The organism is Pseudoduganella sp. GW821-FHT12E03, assembly GCF_058807115.1.
On record NZ_JBXAQJ010000001.1, the window covers coordinates 161,901 to 178,331 of the forward strand.

Sequence of the window (16,431 nt, forward strand, 5' to 3'; positions counted from 1 at the left end):
TCCTCGGTCACTCCGATTGCCAATTGACCCGCTAACCGATGCAGACTGCCAGGGAAAAAATCCGCGAATTACGTGCATTGCACGAAGACGGCTTGCTGAGCCGGCAGGAATTCGACCGCCGCAGGAATGCCATCCTCGACGCGGAATATTCGCCGCTGGGTGCGGGTTCCGCGCATCCGGACGACGGCCAGCCGCCGCGCGCCGGCCCGCACGGCAGCGAGGCCCGCCCGGGGGAACGGCCACCAGGGGGGAGCGTACGCGCCGCGGGTCGCTCTGGCGCCGCCGGCCCGCAGGGTGTGGCTGCCAGCGCCGGGACCCATGCCGGTGCGCAGGCGGGCGGCCATCCTGGCGCGCACCAGGGGCCGCAGCAGGGGCTAAATCAGGGGCTAAATCAGGGGCCGCGTCAGGGGCCGCATCAAGGAGCGCAACCCGGCGCGCATCCCGGCGCGTTCGGCGACCCCGTTGCCGCCGCCCGCGCCCACACGCAAATGGCGCCGCGCCAGGGAACGGAACTGGGGTTGATGGCGGGCCAGGAAATCGGGCCGCAAAACCGCCGCTACCGGCTGGAACGGCAAATCGGGGTCGGCGGCATGGGCCAGGTGTGGCAGGCGACCGACCTCGCCACCCATGCTGAACTGGGCCACAGCGACCAGGTGGCGTTGAAAATCCTGCCGCCGCAATTGACCAACAGCGCGTCGCTGGCCAAACTGCTGATCGAGGAAGCCACGCAGGCGCGCCGGCTGGCGCATGACAGCATCGTGCGGGTCTATGACTGGGCGCAGGATCCGGCCACGTCCAGCTATTTCATCATCATGGAATGCCTGGAGGGGCAAGACCTCGACGCGTGGCTGGCGCAGCACGGCCCCGCGCCGTGGGAGCGCATCGCGCAACTGTTGCGCCCGGTCGCGGAAGCGCTTGACTATGCGTGGGACAAGTTCCGCCTGGTGCACCGCGACATCAAGCCCGGCAACGTGTTCCTGACCAGCCGGGGCGACGTCAAGTTGCTGGACTTCGGTATCGCGCTGCGCGCGCGCAACGCCGGCAGTACGGTGGGCGTGCAGGCGCCGAACGCCGGCACCAGCGGCTACCGCGCACCGGAAGCCGGCGCCAGCCAGCGCCAGCCCAGCCCCCGGCTGGACGTGTACGCCATTGCCGTCATGATTTACCAGATGCTGGAAGGGCGCATGCCGTTCGATGGCGTGCGCACCGCGCAATTCCTGCCCTCGGCGCCGGCCGGGTTGAATAGCGCGCAGTGGCAGGTGCTGCAACATGGTCTCGCTTACGTGCATGATCAGCGCCCGGAATCGGTCACCGCCTTGCTCGATGCCCTGGTTGACGCCAGCGATGCGGCGGCGGCCGCACGGGGCGCGCAGGCGGAACGGGAACGCGACCGGGCGCGTGAACAGGCCGAGGCGCGCCAGCGCGCGGAGCAGGAAGCGGTGCAGCAGCGCCAGCAAAGCGAGCAGGAACAGGCGGCCCGTGCCGCCCAGGCACGCGCGGCGGACCAGGTGAAGCAGGCGGAACTGGCCGCGCGGCGCAAGGCCGAAGCGCAAGTGGCGGCGGTGGAAAAGGCGCGGCAAGACCAGTTGCGGCGCGAACAGGAACGGGAACAGCGCAAGCGCGCGGACCAGGAAGCGCAGGAACGCAAGGCCCGCCTGCGCGAACAATTGCTGGCGCGGCGCGATGCCGATGCGGCGCAGGCGCGGCAGGCCCAGGAAGAGCAGCAGCGCAAGGCGGCGCAATTGAAAGCCGATGCCGCCTACCGCGCGGAACAGGAACGCCACCGCAAGGACCAGGCGGCCCGCAACGCGTCGGAACTGGCGGCGCTGATGCCGTCGGCCGGCAGCCCGGTGGCCGATGCGGCGGGCGTGTTGCGCGACCGTTTCCTGGATGGTTCCGGCGCCGGCCCGGACCTGGTGCTGATTCCCACCGGGCGGTTCCAGATGGGGTCCTCGGAATACGAACGGGAGATTGCCGTCAAGGCGGGTTCCAGCAAGCCGTGGCTGGACCGCGAAACGCCGCAACACTGGGTCGGCATCGATTACCCGTTTGCGCTGGGGCGCTACCCGGTCACGGTGGGCCAGTGGCGCCTGTTCGCCCGCGCCACGGGCTGGGAATCGCTGTCCGATACCGACTGGGCGGCGCCCGGGTTTGCGCAGCAGGACGACCACCCGGTGGTGGGGATCAGCTGGTTCGATGCGCAGCGCTATGTGGCGTGGCTGTCGGAAAAGACCGGCCAGCAATACCGCCTGCCCAGCGAAGCGGAATGGGAATACGCGTGCCGCGCCGGCAGCAAGGGCGCCTTCAGCTTCGGCGACGACATCAATACGGACCAGGCCAATTTCGATGGCAATTTCACCTATGGCAACGGCGTGAAAGGCGTATTCCGCCAGGGCACCACGCCGGTCGGCAGCTTCCCGCCCAACCCGTGGGGTTTATTTGACATGCACGGCAACGTGTGGGAATGGATGCAGGACACCATGCACACGACCTATGAAGGGGCGCCACTCGATGGCAGTGCGTGGATGGAAGGCAGTGACCAGGCCCGCCGCATGCTGCGCGGCGGCGCGTGGCTGTATCCGCCCCGTTACCTGCGCACGGCGCTGCGCAATGCGTATTCCGCCGTGCTGGCCAATGACGTGGTGGGGTTGCGGGTGGCGCGCAAGCTGGTATGACGCCGCGCCGCGCCTATCCCAGCCGCCGCAATTTGTCCACCAGCGCCAGTGCCGGCGCATCGAGCGCATCGACCGCGAGGCGCGCGCCACGCCCCGCGAAGCGGTAGCGGCGCCCGGTTTTCACGCCGGTCGCGATCAGTTCGCCGGGCCCGTCGTGGATGAACACGGGGCCCGCGCTGCCGGCAACCGCCGCCGCGGCCCGGGCCGACAGGTCACCGGACGGCGGCGCGGAGCGCCCCTGCGCCGGGCGCGGCGCGGCCTGGGTCAATGCCGGCGCGGCATTGCGCGCGGCGTCGTAGCGTTTGCTTCCACAGCACATGGCAGATCCTCCTGTTTCACTCCCGGCTTGACAACGCCAGCAACGCGGCGTGCGCCGCTTCCACCAGCATGGCGGCGCCGGACAAGGCCAGCCACAGCAGCACGCCATGCCGCCAGTCCGCCGCCAGCGCCGCCGCGAACGGCGGCGCCACCCACAGGCTGACGCAATAAAAGCAATCCATCGCGCGCCCGGCCATGCTGTCCCCGGCCCAGCGGCGCAGTGTGGCGACGCTGTCCCATGGCCCGTCTTCGGCGTGCAGCAAATGGCAGACGCGCCACACGCCAACAACGGCCAGTACCAGTTCATACCAGCTCATACCAGGGCGTCATGCATTGCGCGCGCCAGCCATGGCCATGGTATTGCCGGCCGGCGCGGGCAGCGCCGTCATACCTTGCTGGTCCGGACAGATATGGGGACACAGTTCCGGCCGCAAGATCGTGAACGCAAACTCGAAAGTGTTGTGGTGCACCCAGCGCGGGTCGCTGCAGCCGTTGGTGGTGCGTTTCCAGGCGCGCAGCCGCAGCAGGTAGGCGCAGCAGACCGGGAAATCGCCGCCACGCAAGGTCACCTTGTAATCGCCGCCATACCAGTGCGGCCGGGGCGCGCCCTGGCCCAGCGCGGACAGGTAGTCCGGTCCCACTTCAAACGTGGGGTCCGGTGCGAACGTGCCATGCACGCCGGTGCCGATGTCGAACGTCAGCGACACCCCGTATTCGGCCGCCAGCGTATAGCCGCCCAGGTGGCCGTCCTGCGCGGTGGCGGGGACGGTGGCGGTGAAATGGATGGTCAGGGTATCGGATTCGGCCAGGCGCAGGATGTCGCACGCGCTGATGCAATACTGGGCGGGCGTGCCCTCGTTGATGCAAATCTTGCGGATATGGCAGTCCGGTTCATTGGTGCAGGTGTGCACGGTGCCGGGGCCGCATGGGTGCAGCGGTGTCGGCGGCAAGTGGGACATGGCCTGGTTGTCGATGCGGATACACAGCGATTCCGTGCCGCCCTGGCCGCAGGTCGGCAGCAGCCGCGCCGACGGCAGGATCAAGTCGTCGGCCGCATTGGTGGAGTAGCCGACAAAGCGTAGTTCATACAGCGCATCGGGCGTCAGCGCGCCGCTGGCCAGTGTATCGAAATAAAACAGTGTGTCGTAATCGAACCAGATCACACTGCCGCCAAAGCGCGGTATGGCAGGGTGCAGGTCTTCATAATGGCGGCGCGTGATCATGACGGTTTCGCCGTTTTTCAGGACCGGCGTGAAGGCCGGCGCGGGTGCCGGCACCGGGTTGCTGCCATCCCAGTAGCTGCGTGAAAAGCCGGCAAAGGCGGGCGCCGGCAAATCGTTCCACGGGCCGCCGTTGCGCGACACTTGCACCTTGAAGTAATCGACGTCGCTGCCGACCGCGCCACGGATTTGCAGATTGCCGTAAAACGGGCGGTCGCCCGCGGTGGCCGTCAAGGCGTAGCCCCGCAAGTCGGGCGGGCCGGCGGATTCACTGATCTGGCTGGTGGTGGTGCAGCCGACGAACGTCACCTTCAGGCATTCCGGGCATTCCGGGTCGCGGCACACGGGCAGGCAGCACGCGTAATGATTGGCCAGCAGGTTCACGTGCAGGCTGGCCGGGATGTCCCAGCGGGTTTGCTCATTGGTTTCGCTGTGGATCACGCGCACCTGCCCGTCGCACAGCTGGGTGACGCGGAACACCACGTCGGGTGTGCAATCGGCGCCATCCCACCATGGCCACACGCGCAGCGCGGCCAGTTCGCTGGACGCCGGCAACACCGCCAGCATGGCTTCGGCCGAGACCGGATCGCCCGCCACGCCGGGCACCGTGGCGGCAGGGGCGCGCAGCGCCAGGCCCGCCTGGGCCGCGATCTGCTGCAGGAAGACGGGATCCGGCTCGGGTCCCGGCGGCAGCGGCGGCAGCGTGATGCCGTGCTGTTGCAGCAGCGCGTGCACCTGCGCGGCCAGATCGGGATCGACCGCCCAGTGTTTCAGGATCCAGGGCCACCAGCGCAGGCAGCACCAGCGGAAGCGGATCGTAAAATTGCCGTTGATGTCGGTGACGGCGGAGGCGATGAAGTCGCGCCGGTACCAGATGAAGAAACGGTCCACGTCGTAGGCTTCCACGGTGGCGCCCGGAACCGGGGCGTCGCAAAAGCGGTAGTGGCCCGTGAAGGGATCGTAGTACCAGTGGCGGCACACCACGCGGCCTCGTATCGTGTAGGTGCGGCAGCAGAACAGCCAGCAAAAGTACAGCGCGGGCGTGACCTGCAGCGTACCGGCGGTGAGTGTCGCCGCCAGCGGGGGCGCGGCGGCGTCGCTGTCCGCAGGGCGGTCCTGCCCGCGCGGCGGGCCCAGGTCGATGTCGATCGCCACGTTGTCGATGGCCATCAGTTCCTGGTCGCCGATGTCCGGCCCCAGCACCAGGCGCACGGGACAGGGCCAGCGTGCGCCGGGCAGCACCAGCGGCGTGAAGCGCACGGTAAACGGCAGCGCTTCCGACAGCCCCTTGGGCGTCACGGTGGTGGAGCCCAGCACCATGCCGTCATGGAGCACCGCCACGCGCAGCGCCAGTGATGCGTCGAAGTCATCCGGGCTGACCGCGCCCAGGTCGATGGTTCCGCTGATGTCGATCGGTTCGCTCATGGCCGGCTCCCCTCATGTTGATGGTTGACTGGACTTTAGGCAGGGAACGCCGCGCGGGCCAGGTGATTGCGGCACGGGCTTGATGCGGCTCAGATGTTTGCCTGTCCAGTTCGCTTGTTGTGTTCCCCTTTATGGGGTAGGCGCGGGCGGCGCAAACGGTGTACATTGTGGTTTCTCAGACTCAAGCTTGCCAGGATCACCATGACCATTACAGTGAAACGCGACCAGTCGCTCGCCATGCGCCATATCGCCCATGTGCGCAACCACCTCATTTCCGTGGACGGCACCCTGGAAGAGGGCGGCGACGACGCCGGCCCGGGCCCGCACGACCTGTACGATGCCGCCGTCAGCGCCTGCAAGGCGCTGACCGTGGTGTGGTACGCCAAGCGCAAGGGCTATCCGGTGGAAAACGTGGAAGTCACGACGGAACGCGACGCCAGCGAAGAGCGCAAGGGCGTCTACCGGCTTGCCACCACCTTGCACCTGACGGGCGACCTGACGGACACCCAGCGCGCGGAATTGCTGTCGGCGGCGCAGAAATGCCCGGTGCATAAATTGATGACCACGGTGACCACGGAAATCACCACCGCGCTGGCGGAGGCATCATGAGCGTGTCGACGGTCCTCAAGGGCCACGAAAAAGACCTGGGCGGCGGCATGATGGTGCGCCGCTACCTGCCGTCCGCCGCCAAGCAGGCGGTGGGTCCGTTTATTTTCTTCGACCATTTCGGCCCGGTCGACGTGGCGCCGGGCGCCAACCATGACGTGCGGCCCCATCCGCATATCGGCCTGGCCACCGTGACATATTTGTTTGAAGGGGCGATGGACCACCGCGACAGCCTGGGCACGTTCCAGCGCATCGAACCGGGCGCCATCAACCTGATGACGGCCGGGAAAGGCATCACGCATTCGGAGCGCACGCCGCAAGACCTGGTGCAACAGCCGCACCGCACGCACGGCCTGCAATTGTGGCTGGCCTTGCCGCAGGCCGACGAGGAGTGTGAACCGTGTTTCGAACACACGCCGTCGGCGGCGATTCCCTCGTTCACAGTGGACGGCGCCAAAGTGCGGGTGTTGATCGGCACCGCGTTCGGCAAGACGTCGCCGGTGAAAACCTATGCCCAGACGCTGTACCTGGACGTGACCTTGCAGGATGGCCAGCAACTGGGCCTGGCGGGGCTGCCGGAAGAGGCGGCGATTTATCCGATCAGCGGCGCGCTGGCCGTCGATGGCGTGCCGCTGGCCCTGCATACGATGGCGCTGCTGGACACGCGCACGGCGCAGCGCGTGACAGCGGCGTCGGACGCGCAATTTGTCGTCATTGGCGGCGCCGCGCTGGACGGCCACCGCTCGCTGCTGTGGAATTTCGTCTCGTCGCGCAAGGAGCGGGTGCTGCAGGCGGCGGAAGACTGGGAAGCGGGCCGCTTCCCGCAGGTGCCGGGGGAAACCGAGCGGATTCCCTTCCCGAAACGGACGCCGGCCTGAATCGGCTTACGCGGCGGTCATGTCGGACGCCGCCACGGTGCTATGTACATCATCGGCGCCGGTGCGGATGATCCAGCTTTCCGGATACGGTTCGGCGGCGAAACGCGTGTGGCGGGGAATGCGGCTGAGTTTATCGAGCGTGGTCGACGGTGCCAGCGCGGTTTCCTGGCCGGACAGTTGATCCATGTGCCAGAAGCCGCCGTTATGGTGCACGATCAGCGGCAGCGCGCCGGCTTGCGGCGTGGCGATAAACGGCGGCATCGGGTAACCGGGGTGGGTGTCCGGCATCAGCACATAGAAGCATTCGGCCTGGCGGCCATGGTCGATCCGGTGCAGGATCACGCCGTGCGGCATGATGGCCGACACTTCCAGCGCCGCCACACCCTTGATGCTGGCGGTCAGTTCGATGCGCATGCCCTGGCGCAGCCGCACCGGCTTGTGCTTGCCGGGCCAGACGCCGTCCAGCAGCACGCCATAGCGCGACACGTCTTCGATTTCAAAGCCGCACAGGCCACCCTGTACGGTGCGCCGGATCACCGCATGGCGGCCGGAAACGCGCCGCGTCAGGCCGTTCGGCTGCTGGCCATCTTCGCTGTGATGCGTCAGCAGCAAATCGGCTTCCGGGTCCACCAGTTCGAAACGGCCGATCACGCATTCGTCCAGCGCGAACAGCCGGATATGGCGCTGGGCGCCCGCATCGGGCGCGGCGTTGACGAAACTGGCCATCCTGGCAGGGTGCGGGTGGGCCGGCGCCATGCGGGGCATGGCGATTTCAATCAAGTCCTCATCCCACGCGATGGTGGAAAAGCCCAGGTCGACTTTGCCTTGCGGCGCGTCCAGGTTGACATGGGCGATGCCGGCATTGCGCGCCGTGACGTCGATATCGAGGCTGTCGCCGCCCTGGGCCTGGACCCGGGCAATCGATGCGTCGTCGGCCATCACGCGCACGTTCTTGTGCGTGCTGAGGAAAATGCGGTGAATTTCCGTCAATGTCGCATCGGCGCGGGGCGCCAGGATGACAAACACGGATTCCCAGCGCCGCGCCGGCTGGCCGTCTTGCGCGCTGGTGATGATGACGCTGATCTGGTACTGGCCGTGTTCCTTGCCGCGTGATGAAAAATCAACAAACACCGGGCGCCAGCCGCCATCGGCCGCGCGGGAAAATTGCTGGCGCGATGTCCCCGCGTTCTGGATCAGTTCCGAGCGCACTTCGATGTCGAGCTGCGCGGCGCAATCGGCGGGCATGCCGCGCAAATCCATTTTCAGGGTTTGCCGTCCGCCTGCCGCGCGCGGATCGAAGCCGCTGATGTGCAACTGGGGACGGGATTTTGGCGCCAACCCCGGCAGCAAGTCCGGCGGCGCAGGCACCGCAAGGGGTGTGGCTTGCATGGCCTGGACGTGACCATGCGCCGTGGACGGAGCACGGGAGCGCATGGCACTGAGCAATTCGTAACTGGTTGGCGCGGCCGCCACAGGCTGCGGGTGGCCGCCCGCGCAGGCGGATTCGCCTGGCAAGACCCAGTACGTGCAGTGCGGATGATCCGGGTTACCGCATTTGTTCATAATTTTTCGACCGCCGACATACCCCAGAGTGTAGGTGGTTTCGGTGGTCGGTGGCAACCGCAATAGCCCTGTTTTCCTCCCCTTGTTCCGCCATTTGACGCCGGACGGCCACGCTATCGGCATGCTTGCCAGTTTGGCAAGGCGGAATCAGCGCGGATTCGCCGGCTCCACTTGCCGCCGCAGCCACAGGCTGCTGACCCAGCCTGTTAATTCCTTGCCATCGCTATTGGCATCGCTATTGCCGGCACCGGTGCTGTCCGTCCGCACTTGCCACCAGTCGCCCACACGCAGGCCGGTCGGCGTCAACCGCGCGCCCGCCGGGATGACGGCCAGCCGCGCCGCGCCGACACTGGCGCCGCTGCGCAAATTCAGGCTGCGGTGCGCACGGAATGGCGGGTTGGCTTGCGGTGGCGCTGGTGGCGTCACGGCCACGCCGGACGCCATCCGGGGCGGCGGCGGTGGCAATGCCGGGTTCGCGTCGGCGCCGTGTAAATTCAATAACGCCGGCCCCCCCAGACCGGCCGCCAGTGCCAGTGCGCCGCCGCAGGCCCACGTGCCGCCCGCCACGATCAGCGCGCCGCGCGCGGTGGGGCGGCGCCACCATGCGGCGGGCGTTAGCCGCGCCGCCAGCGCCAGCGTCAGCGCCAGGCCCGCGCCATAACACAGCGCCGGCATCAGCCAGTGCTGCATGGCCGGTGTGGCTGGTGTGGCCGATGTCATTGCCGCCAGCGCCGCGCCGCCCGGCGCCAGCGGCAGGAGCATGATCAGTAGCCGTAACAGTGTCATGGCCGCCTCACGCATCGAACCGCAAGACATAGTGGCCGGCCGCCACATGGTGCCCCGGCGGCAGCAGATAGGGCGCCTGCGCGCTGGCGGGGCCGATCGCCGCCACGAATTGCAATTGCCCGTCCAGGTGGTACAGCGCCTGGCTGGCCGCGAGGCGCGCGATGCGGACGCCCTGGGACGACATTTCAAAACTGAAGGCTTCACGCGACAGGCCGATGCGGTCTGCGCTGGCCTCCACGCCGCCACAGTGCAGCAGGCGGGGCGAATCGAGCATGCGCAGCGGGGCCAGTGCCGCCGACTGGCGGCCAAAGTGATGCCGGCCGGCCAGCGGCAATTGCACGCTGGCCGCGTGCGGCAGGGGCAACAGTGCACAATAGCGGTCCGCCATGGCGGCCGGCGGCGGCAAGACGTGGATGGCCCGGCCGCCCGCCTGCGGCAAGGTGGCAGGCGCCGCCACCGCATGCCGTCCCCCGGCGGCCAGCGTGTGCAAGCCGTCGTCGGCATCGATAGTCAACATCAGCGTATGGTCTTCGGTCAGCGGGATGTCGAGCCGCCGCGCGCCGGTGTCGCGGTAGCGGCTCAGGCGGGGCAGGGCCAGCGCCGCCAGTGTGACACGCTGGCGGGCAAGCGGAACGTAAGTCGCGTCGCTTGCGTCGTCGCGTCCTGCGGGCGCGCCATCCCGGCACGCTTGCGGCAGCGCGGTGGCGTCGGCGGCGGCTTGCCAGGCCGGCTGCTGCGAGGTGGTGTCGGCATGGCCGCTGGCGGGGCGCGGCTGCCAGACGGCGGGACTGTGCCCCGGCGCGCCGCTCGCTGCCGCGCCAGGCTGATGGCGTTGTATGCCGGGAGCGGGGCCGGTGGCGGCAACCGGGGCGGGCGCCGGGGATGTGCCTGAGGCGGCGCACGCGGCAGTCCTGCCGGCACTCCCCATGGCAGCCGCTGCGGCGGCACCCGCTGGCAGTCCTTCGGCGGTCGCCGCGTTGATCGCCATGGCCGTGCCGGTGGCCGATCCCACCGCTGCCGCTGCTGCTGCCCCCTGCGCGGCGGCGGGCGCCAGCGGCCGAGTGGCGGCCGGCGTGCTGATGCGCAGCAGAACGCTGTCATGACTTGCCTGCGCGTGGCGCGCGCGGATCACATAATGGCCCTGGGCCGCGTCGAAGCGGCATTCATACGCGCCGCGCGGGCGCACCTGCACCACGGGCTGCGCGCCAGGGCCATCGTTCAGCAGCAGGATGGCGCAGTCTGGCCCCAGCGGCCAGGATGGTGGGGCCACGCCGCCCGGCGGCGACGCTGACGCGGCCTGGCTGGCGCCGTCCATACCCAGCAGCGCCAGCCGCTGCCCCGTGTAGACCGGACAGACCGGCTTCCACGCCACGCCGTCGCGCGACAGGCTGGCGCTGAACGCAATCTTTTCCCCTTGCGCGGGCAGGTATACGGCATGGCCGAAGCGCACCGCGACGGCGCCGGGCGGCACGTCGTCGCTGCCCTGGACCTGGTAGCGCACGGTGTCGCTGCCCAGCAGGTCGGCGAAATCACGCTGGTGCAGCGCGGCCAGCGCCTGTTCCAGTTCGCGGGCGCGGGCGCCGCGCGCCAGGTGGTAATCGTCGTCGATCTCTTCCTGCGGCAGTGTGATGGTCACGTGGGCAAAGCAGCGGGTGGCGGCGTTGCCGCGCTGTTCGCGGGGACTGCGCTCGAGCAGGTCGCGCAGCAGCGGGCGGCGCGAAAACAGCGCGAAGCCGGGCGCTTGCCAGATGGTTTCCGCGCAAAAGAGGTCTGGAATGGCTTCCAGGGTGGTTTGATGGACATAGACAGGCATGACTTTCTCCTTACGACGGTTGCACGGCATCCATGCTGACCGCTAGCAGGGGGCACAGGAAAAACAGTAAATGGCTGCCGCCGGCGGACATGAAACTCATCGGCTGTCCCATCACGGGAAAGATCGCCAGGTTGGTGCCCCACGACAGTAATAAATGGCCGAACAGGAACGCCGCGCCGCCGCACAGCAGGAAGCAGCGCAGCCGTTCCCGCCACGCGGGGCGGAAGCCCTGCGCCGCGCCGGCGCGCTGGTGGCAGCGGGCCGCCTGTTGCAGCAATCCGGCCAGCATGGCGGCTTGCACGCACCACAGCAGCAAGGCGCCCAGCAAGCCGTGGCGGTACAGGAAGAACGATGGCGCAAAGTCATCTTGCACGGCGGGGATCGCGGCCGCGGCGCCGTCCGGCATCCCGGCTGAACGCAGGCCAAACAACTGGTCCGCGCCGAACCAGCCGCCGGCGGCAATCGCGTGCGCACCTTGCAGCCATTGCTGTCCCGTGTGCGGGTGCTCTTGCGGCGCCAGCCACACCTGAAAACGGTCGGCGTAAAAACTGTGCGGCAGACGTTCCAGCACCTCGGGCCCGCCGCTGCGCAAGGTACAAATGATCGCGGCCAGGGTCAGCGCGGTCACGGCGAGACCGGCGGCCAACATGGCGCGGCGCGCCGCCATCGCATATGCCAGTGCAATGCAGCCGGCCCATACCGCCAGCAGGATCAGTGGAGAGTAATCGTCGACCGACACCAGCGCCATGCCGAGCAGGGCGCAGAACAGCAGCGCGGGCGCGGCCAGCCGCAGCCAGCGCCAGCCACGGTCCGCCTGCCCGCCCAGGTGCAGCGCCAGCCCGTGCGCCGACAGCGCGGCCAGCGCCAGCTTGGCCAGTTCCACCGGCTGCATGTCGAACACACCGGTTTCGTCGCCCCACAGCGCCTGTGCGCCCAGTGCGGCCAATGCGGTGGCGGTTAGCGCGGCCAGCGCCCATTCCGCGCTGCGCTGAGGCATCGGCCTGGCCTGCCTGCCCAAGGCGGCGGGCTGCCGCCACAGCCGCCAGCCAGCCGCCAGCGCGCTGCCGATCGCCAGCAGCGCGGCGGTCTTATGGTAATGCCGCAGCCCCGACAGGTCCGGCGCCGCCAGCCCCAGCTCCAGCTGCATCAGCAAGCCCGCCATCGCCAGGACCAGCGCCGCACCCACGGCGTCCGGCACGCGCCCTTGCGGCATCCGCCACAGGGCGGCGCCCGCCGCCGCCAGCAGCAGCGACAGCACCGCCGCCGGCGGCGTGCCGCCGCGTTGTGCCGCCATCGCGGCCACGCCGGCCACCAGCACCGCGGCGGCGGCTGCCGATTGGACCAGCCACTGCCAGCGGGACCGGGTCGTCAATGGCGCGTGCTGCGCCCTGTCCTGCGCCCCATCGGGTTGCGATGCTGATGGCGGTGTTCGCGGTGGCATCGCCGGGCGGATACCTGACCGCGCACCGGCCTGCCGCTGCGTCGTCCGCATCCCGGCCAGCCATCGTGCAACGGCCAACACCAGCATGATCGCCAGCGCCACGGACAGTGCGGCGACCGCCACCTGCTGGCGCCAATGGTCACTTTGCCACCATGGCGTGCGTTGCCGCCAGTGCCAGCTGGTTGCCGCCGACGCGCTGTCCGGCATCCGTGCCTCGCTATACAGTGCGACCCGGCGCGACGGCGCCAGCGTCAATGTGTCGCCAGCTATTCCGGTGACCGCATAGCGGGCGCCCGCCACCGACAGCGACGTCACACCCGCCAGCGGCGTGTCGAGGCGGCGCGCATCCTGCGTGCCCGACGGCGTATCGACCAGCAAAGCGGTGACGCCGCCATCGAATGGCGCCCCCGCCAGCCGCAACTGGCCGGCGCCGCGCGCCACCGTGGCGGCGCCTGGGGGCAGGGCGGGCACGCCCAGGCGGTTGCCGCAATGGACATGGCCGCCAAGCGCCAGCGGCGTGGCGACAGTGGCAAAGCCCGGCGCGAAGCGGTTCCACAGGGCGGCGCCGCGCGCGGCGGCGGAGGCATCGGCGCACGGGGGCAGCGCACTGCCATCGCGGTACAAGGTGGCGCCGTCATAGCGCCACGCATGGCCGCCGTGGCGGAACGCGATGGCGCTTCGCGTTGCCTGTTCAAGCGTAAACACCGCGCCGCCGGCCTGGAATGCGCGGGCGCCGGCCAGAGGGGCGCCGGCCAGCCGCACATCGCTGCCGTCGCGCTGGACGGCGGCGGGATGCGCGGCGCCCAGGTTGCGCAGGCGCCAGGCGCCGCCGGCATCGCGGCTGAGCTGGAGGTGCGCCGCGTCGGCCCGTGGCGCGGCGAGGTCGGCGGCGCCCAGCGTGACGGCCTGGCCGGCGGCGAGGCGGACCGTCAGCGCTTCCGGGAACCAGGCTGCGGGCGCCCGCCACAGCGCCCAGGCTTGCACCAGCAATAACGCGGCCAGCGCGGCGCCGGCGGGTGAGATGGCCAGCGTCACGGCGGCCTGGTGACGCCCTGCCGGCGCGCCCGTGGTGTGCCGCGGCGCCGCGCCGGCATGGGAGGGGATGGCATGTTTCGCATGGATGGGCCGGGGGACCGTGGACACGGCAGGCTGGCGCGCCTGCCGCCGCAACGGCAACAGCTTTCCCCACAGGGCGCGCAACGCCCGGTTGAGCGGGGGCGACAGCAGCGCGAATGGGCGGCCGCTGGCGCCCCGAGGCACGGCGCCGCTCACCGCCAGCCCCCGCCGGCCGGCACAGGTTGTGCCGGGAACGCCATTGCGGGCGGCATCGCGGGCCTGACCCTTGCCACGATTGCCGACGCGCCGCCAGGGGCCGCACCCGGGCAGCCTGCCGCGCTGCCAATGGCCGCCAGCGCCCGGCTGATCTCAAGCGCATGGCGCGGCCGTGCCGCCGGATCGGGCGCGAGCAGGCGGCGCAGCAGGGCCAGCGCCGGCCCCGCCGCCGCGCCGCACGCACCGGCAAATGCCGCCATCTCGTCCGGCAGCAACGTTGGTGGCGCCACGCCGCCATGGCGCGACAACACGATTGCCGCGGCGTCAGCGGGTTCGTCACGCCGCGCCTGGCTGCACACATTCCCGTAGTGGAGCGGTACGCCGCCCGTCACCAGGAAATAAAACAGGGCCCCCAGCGCGAAATAATCGCTGGCCGCGCCGGTCCGGTAGCCGCCGCAGGTGGACGGAAAAAATTGTTCCGGCGCCTGCCAGCTGGCGGTGCCGGTATAGCTGTGCTCCTGCACGGCGGCCAGGCGCCGGTTGGCGCCGAAGTCGGCCAGCTTGACCAGGCCCAGCCGGGTATCGACCAGCACGTTGCCCGGTTTTAAGTCCAGGTGGCGCCAGCCATATTGATGCACTTTGCCCAGCGCCTGGTTCAACTGGCCCATCCACGCCAGCACCGTCGGCAGCGGCGGCTCCTGCCCGGCGTGGCGCAGCGCCTGCATATGGCGGCCCAGGTCGCAGTGCATCAGTTCCAGCGCCATCACCGGCAAGCCGCGGTGATGGCCGCAATCGAGCAGGCGCACGAGGTGCCGCCCGTCCCAGGGTTCCAGTGATTCCAGGAAATCAATTTCCGCTTCGGCGCTGGCGATCCAGCGCTGGCGCAGTTCCGGCCGCGCCTGCGCCATTTGCGCCTCGTTGACCAGTTTCAGGGCGACGTCACGCGGGCCGCCATGGCTGGCGGCGTTCTTGGCGGCGCGCCACACGGCGCCATAGGCGGAACCGCCGATCCGTTCGATCAACCGGTAATGTCCGCGTTCCAGGGGGATAATGGTGCCGCAAGCGTCCATGGCGTTCCTTTTGCGGCAACAGGCCGCGCATGGAAGTCGCTAGCGGGGGGGGAGTGAAAACGGCCTGGCGCTGGAAAGCGGCAGGCCGTGATGGCGCAAGCGGAGGGATCAGTGACCGTGGCGGTGGTGACCATGACCGTGGCCGCGTCCATGGCCACGGCCGTGACGGTAGTAATCACCACGGTATTCCTGGTAATACACCACTGGACGGGCTGGTTCCACATACACGGCGCGCGGCGCCGGACGGTAGTAATAGCGCGGCGCCGGCTCGTAGTACACCGGGGCCGGCTCATAGTAGACCGGCGCAGGCTGGGCATACACGCGAGTGGACACATAGCCACGGCCATGGCCGCCGCTCAGGCTGTTGCCGACTGCCGCACCCACCAGGCCGCCCACCACGGCGCCGCCCGAACCACCGTTCTGGCTGCCGATCGCCGCGCCGATCACGGCGCCCGCGGCGGTGTTGAAATCACGGTCGCCGGCGGCGCTGGCCGAGGCCGAAAAGGCAACGGCGCCCAGCATGGCAACGGCACTCAAAAATTTCTTGTTCAGCATGATGTGTTCCCCTTTGGCGAGGCCCGGCGGGCCCGTTCCTTTGATAGCATGGGTGCCGGGCCTTCAGGCCGGGCTTCCACAAATCAATTCATGGAAGCACTTTAGCTGCTGTAGGAAAAATCGCCCACACCTAATACATATTCTTACAAAGCATCCGGGCTTTGTAACGCCTGTTGTTCCCACTCTTGCCGCAGCAGGCTGTACACCTTGACATCCCGGTAGCGGCCATGGATGAAGAACGCCTGGCGCAGCACGCCTTCCTCGCTGAACCCGCATTTTTCGGCAATCCGCACGGAACCGGTGTTTTCCGGCGCCATCAGCAGTTCCAGCCGGTGCCACACGTGGACATTGAACAGGTAATCGACCAGCAAGCGCGTGGCTTCCGTCATGTAGCCGCGCCGCGTCAAGGTCGGGTCGAACAGGCGGTAACCGATTTCGCGGGTGGTCGGGGTGCGGCTCTTGAAGTGGGTGATGACGCCGATGATGTGGTGCGCCAGGTCTTCCACCACGAACAGTTCACTGTCTTCCGTGACGAAACCGTTTTGCATGAATTCCTTGCGCATGGTTTCCGGCGACTTGAATTGCGACGAAAAATAATCGCCCCGCGATGGCAAATCATTGGCCAGCGCGATGAAGGTATTCAAGTCGGCCGTCAGCAGGTGGCGTACCGTGCACAGCTTGCCTTTGAGCATGTCGGCGTCCGGAGTGGGGGTGTCTTTATAGTATGACAATGGCCGCGCACTGGCAACGCGGCGATGAACGCGGCGATTATTTGCAGGCCTCCTGCGCAACATTAATAAATCGGTTAT

General features: G+C 68.7%; 13 protein-coding genes. 3 read left to right on the top strand and 10 right to left on the bottom strand.

Annotated features, from left to right (window positions below; translation table 11 throughout):
* Positions 1–38: 38 nt before the first annotated feature.
* Positions 39–2,675, top strand: coding sequence for a bifunctional serine/threonine-protein kinase/formylglycine-generating enzyme family protein (locus tag AC1RRC_RS00675; RefSeq protein ID WP_493053312.1), 2,637 nt, complete (start codon positions 39–41; stop codon positions 2,673–2,675).
* A 13-nt stretch (positions 2,676–2,688) separates the two neighbouring features.
* On the opposite strand, the gene AC1RRC_RS00680 is transcribed toward AC1RRC_RS00675, so the two are convergent.
* The 3 genes from AC1RRC_RS00680 to AC1RRC_RS00690 are packed head-to-tail and all read right to left on the bottom strand — an operon-like array spanning position 2,689 to position 5,638.
* The gene (locus AC1RRC_RS00680) at positions 2,689–2,994 is read right to left on the bottom strand and encodes a hypothetical protein (RefSeq protein WP_493053313.1); all 306 of its coding nucleotides are present in this window, start codon (positions 2,992–2,994) and stop codon (positions 2,689–2,691) included.
* A 16-nt stretch (positions 2,995–3,010) separates the two neighbouring features.
* Positions 3,011–3,310: a hypothetical protein gene (locus tag AC1RRC_RS00685; RefSeq protein ID WP_493053314.1), complete on the bottom strand. Its 300-nt coding sequence runs from the start codon at positions 3,308–3,310 to the stop codon at positions 3,011–3,013.
* 9 nt (positions 3,311–3,319) lie between these two features.
* Positions 3,320–5,638, bottom strand: a complete 2,319-nt coding sequence (locus tag AC1RRC_RS00690; protein WP_493053315.1) for a carboxypeptidase-like regulatory domain-containing protein — start codon at positions 5,636–5,638, stop codon at positions 3,320–3,322.
* Positions 5,639–5,839: 201 nt separating this feature from the next.
* Between AC1RRC_RS00690 and AC1RRC_RS00695 the strand changes: the two genes are divergently transcribed.
* Positions 5,840–6,247, top strand: coding sequence for an OsmC family protein (locus AC1RRC_RS00695; RefSeq protein WP_493053316.1), 408 nt, complete (start codon positions 5,840–5,842; stop codon positions 6,245–6,247).
* Positions 6,244–7,122 (top strand): pirin family protein, encoded by an 879-nt coding sequence (locus tag AC1RRC_RS00700; RefSeq protein WP_493053317.1) that lies wholly within the window; start codon positions 6,244–6,246, stop codon positions 7,120–7,122. Before AC1RRC_RS00695 ends, AC1RRC_RS00700 begins: the two co-directional genes overlap by 4 nt.
* A gap of 6 nt (positions 7,123–7,128) precedes the next feature.
* On the opposite strand, the gene AC1RRC_RS00705 is transcribed toward AC1RRC_RS00700, so the two are convergent.
* The 7 genes from AC1RRC_RS00705 to AC1RRC_RS00735 form a co-directional block, all read right to left on the bottom strand.
* A complete protein-coding gene (locus tag AC1RRC_RS00705) occupies positions 7,129–8,685 on the bottom strand; it encodes an FHA domain-containing protein (protein ID WP_493053318.1) in 1,557 nt (518 codons plus the stop codon).
* 147 nt (positions 8,686–8,832) lie between these two features.
* Positions 8,833–9,471, bottom strand: coding sequence for an SH3 domain-containing protein (locus tag AC1RRC_RS00710; RefSeq protein WP_493053319.1), 639 nt, complete (start codon positions 9,469–9,471; stop codon positions 8,833–8,835).
* 7 nt (positions 9,472–9,478) lie between these two features.
* Positions 9,479–11,284: a hypothetical protein gene (locus AC1RRC_RS00715; RefSeq protein WP_493053320.1), complete on the bottom strand. Its 1,806-nt coding sequence runs from the start codon at positions 11,282–11,284 to the stop codon at positions 9,479–9,481.
* Between the two features lie 10 nt (positions 11,285–11,294).
* Positions 11,295–13,997: an FtsW/RodA/SpoVE family cell cycle protein gene (locus AC1RRC_RS00720; protein ID WP_493053321.1), complete on the bottom strand. Its 2,703-nt coding sequence runs from the start codon at positions 13,995–13,997 to the stop codon at positions 11,295–11,297.
* Positions 13,994–15,067 carry a protein kinase domain-containing protein gene (locus tag AC1RRC_RS00725; RefSeq protein WP_493053322.1) on the bottom strand — a complete coding sequence of 358 codons (1,074 nt, stop codon included), beginning with the start codon at positions 15,065–15,067 and terminating at the stop codon, positions 13,994–13,996. Before AC1RRC_RS00725 ends, AC1RRC_RS00720 begins: the two co-directional genes overlap by 4 nt.
* Before the next feature lie 108 nt (positions 15,068–15,175).
* On the bottom strand, positions 15,176–15,622 hold the full coding sequence (locus AC1RRC_RS00730; RefSeq protein WP_493053323.1) for a hypothetical protein: 447 nt from the start codon (positions 15,620–15,622) through the stop codon (positions 15,176–15,178).
* A 143-nt stretch (positions 15,623–15,765) separates the two neighbouring features.
* Positions 15,766–16,314, bottom strand: a complete 549-nt coding sequence (locus tag AC1RRC_RS00735; protein ID WP_493053324.1) for a GNAT family N-acetyltransferase — start codon at positions 16,312–16,314, stop codon at positions 15,766–15,768.
* Positions 16,315–16,431 lie beyond the last annotated feature (117 nt).

Coding starts and splice junctions, on each gene's coding strand:
- AC1RRC_RS00675 (WP_493053312.1), top strand. CDS start 39: ATGCAGACTGCCAGGGAAAAAATCCGCGAATTACGTGCATTGCACGAA.
- AC1RRC_RS00680 (WP_493053313.1), bottom strand. CDS start 2,994: ATGTGCTGTGGAAGCAAACGCTACGACGCCGCGCGCAATGCCGCGCCG.
- AC1RRC_RS00685 (WP_493053314.1), bottom strand. CDS start 3,310: ATGAGCTGGTATGAACTGGTACTGGCCGTTGTTGGCGTGTGGCGCGTC.
- AC1RRC_RS00690 (WP_493053315.1), bottom strand. CDS start 5,638: ATGAGCGAACCGATCGACATCAGCGGAACCATCGACCTGGGCGCGGTC.
- AC1RRC_RS00695 (WP_493053316.1), top strand. CDS start 5,840: ATGACCATTACAGTGAAACGCGACCAGTCGCTCGCCATGCGCCATATC.
- AC1RRC_RS00700 (WP_493053317.1), top strand. CDS start 6,244: ATGAGCGTGTCGACGGTCCTCAAGGGCCACGAAAAAGACCTGGGCGGC.
- AC1RRC_RS00705 (WP_493053318.1), bottom strand. CDS start 8,685: ATGAACAAATGCGGTAACCCGGATCATCCGCACTGCACGTACTGGGTC.
- AC1RRC_RS00710 (WP_493053319.1), bottom strand. CDS start 9,471: ATGACACTGTTACGGCTACTGATCATGCTCCTGCCGCTGGCGCCGGGC.
- AC1RRC_RS00715 (WP_493053320.1), bottom strand. CDS start 11,284: ATGCCTGTCTATGTCCATCAAACCACCCTGGAAGCCATTCCAGACCTC.
- AC1RRC_RS00725 (WP_493053322.1), bottom strand. CDS start 15,067: ATGGACGCTTGCGGCACCATTATCCCCCTGGAACGCGGACATTACCGG.
- AC1RRC_RS00730 (WP_493053323.1), bottom strand. CDS start 15,622: ATGCTGAACAAGAAATTTTTGAGTGCCGTTGCCATGCTGGGCGCCGTT.
- AC1RRC_RS00735 (WP_493053324.1), bottom strand. CDS start 16,314: ATGCTCAAAGGCAAGCTGTGCACGGTACGCCACCTGCTGACGGCCGAC.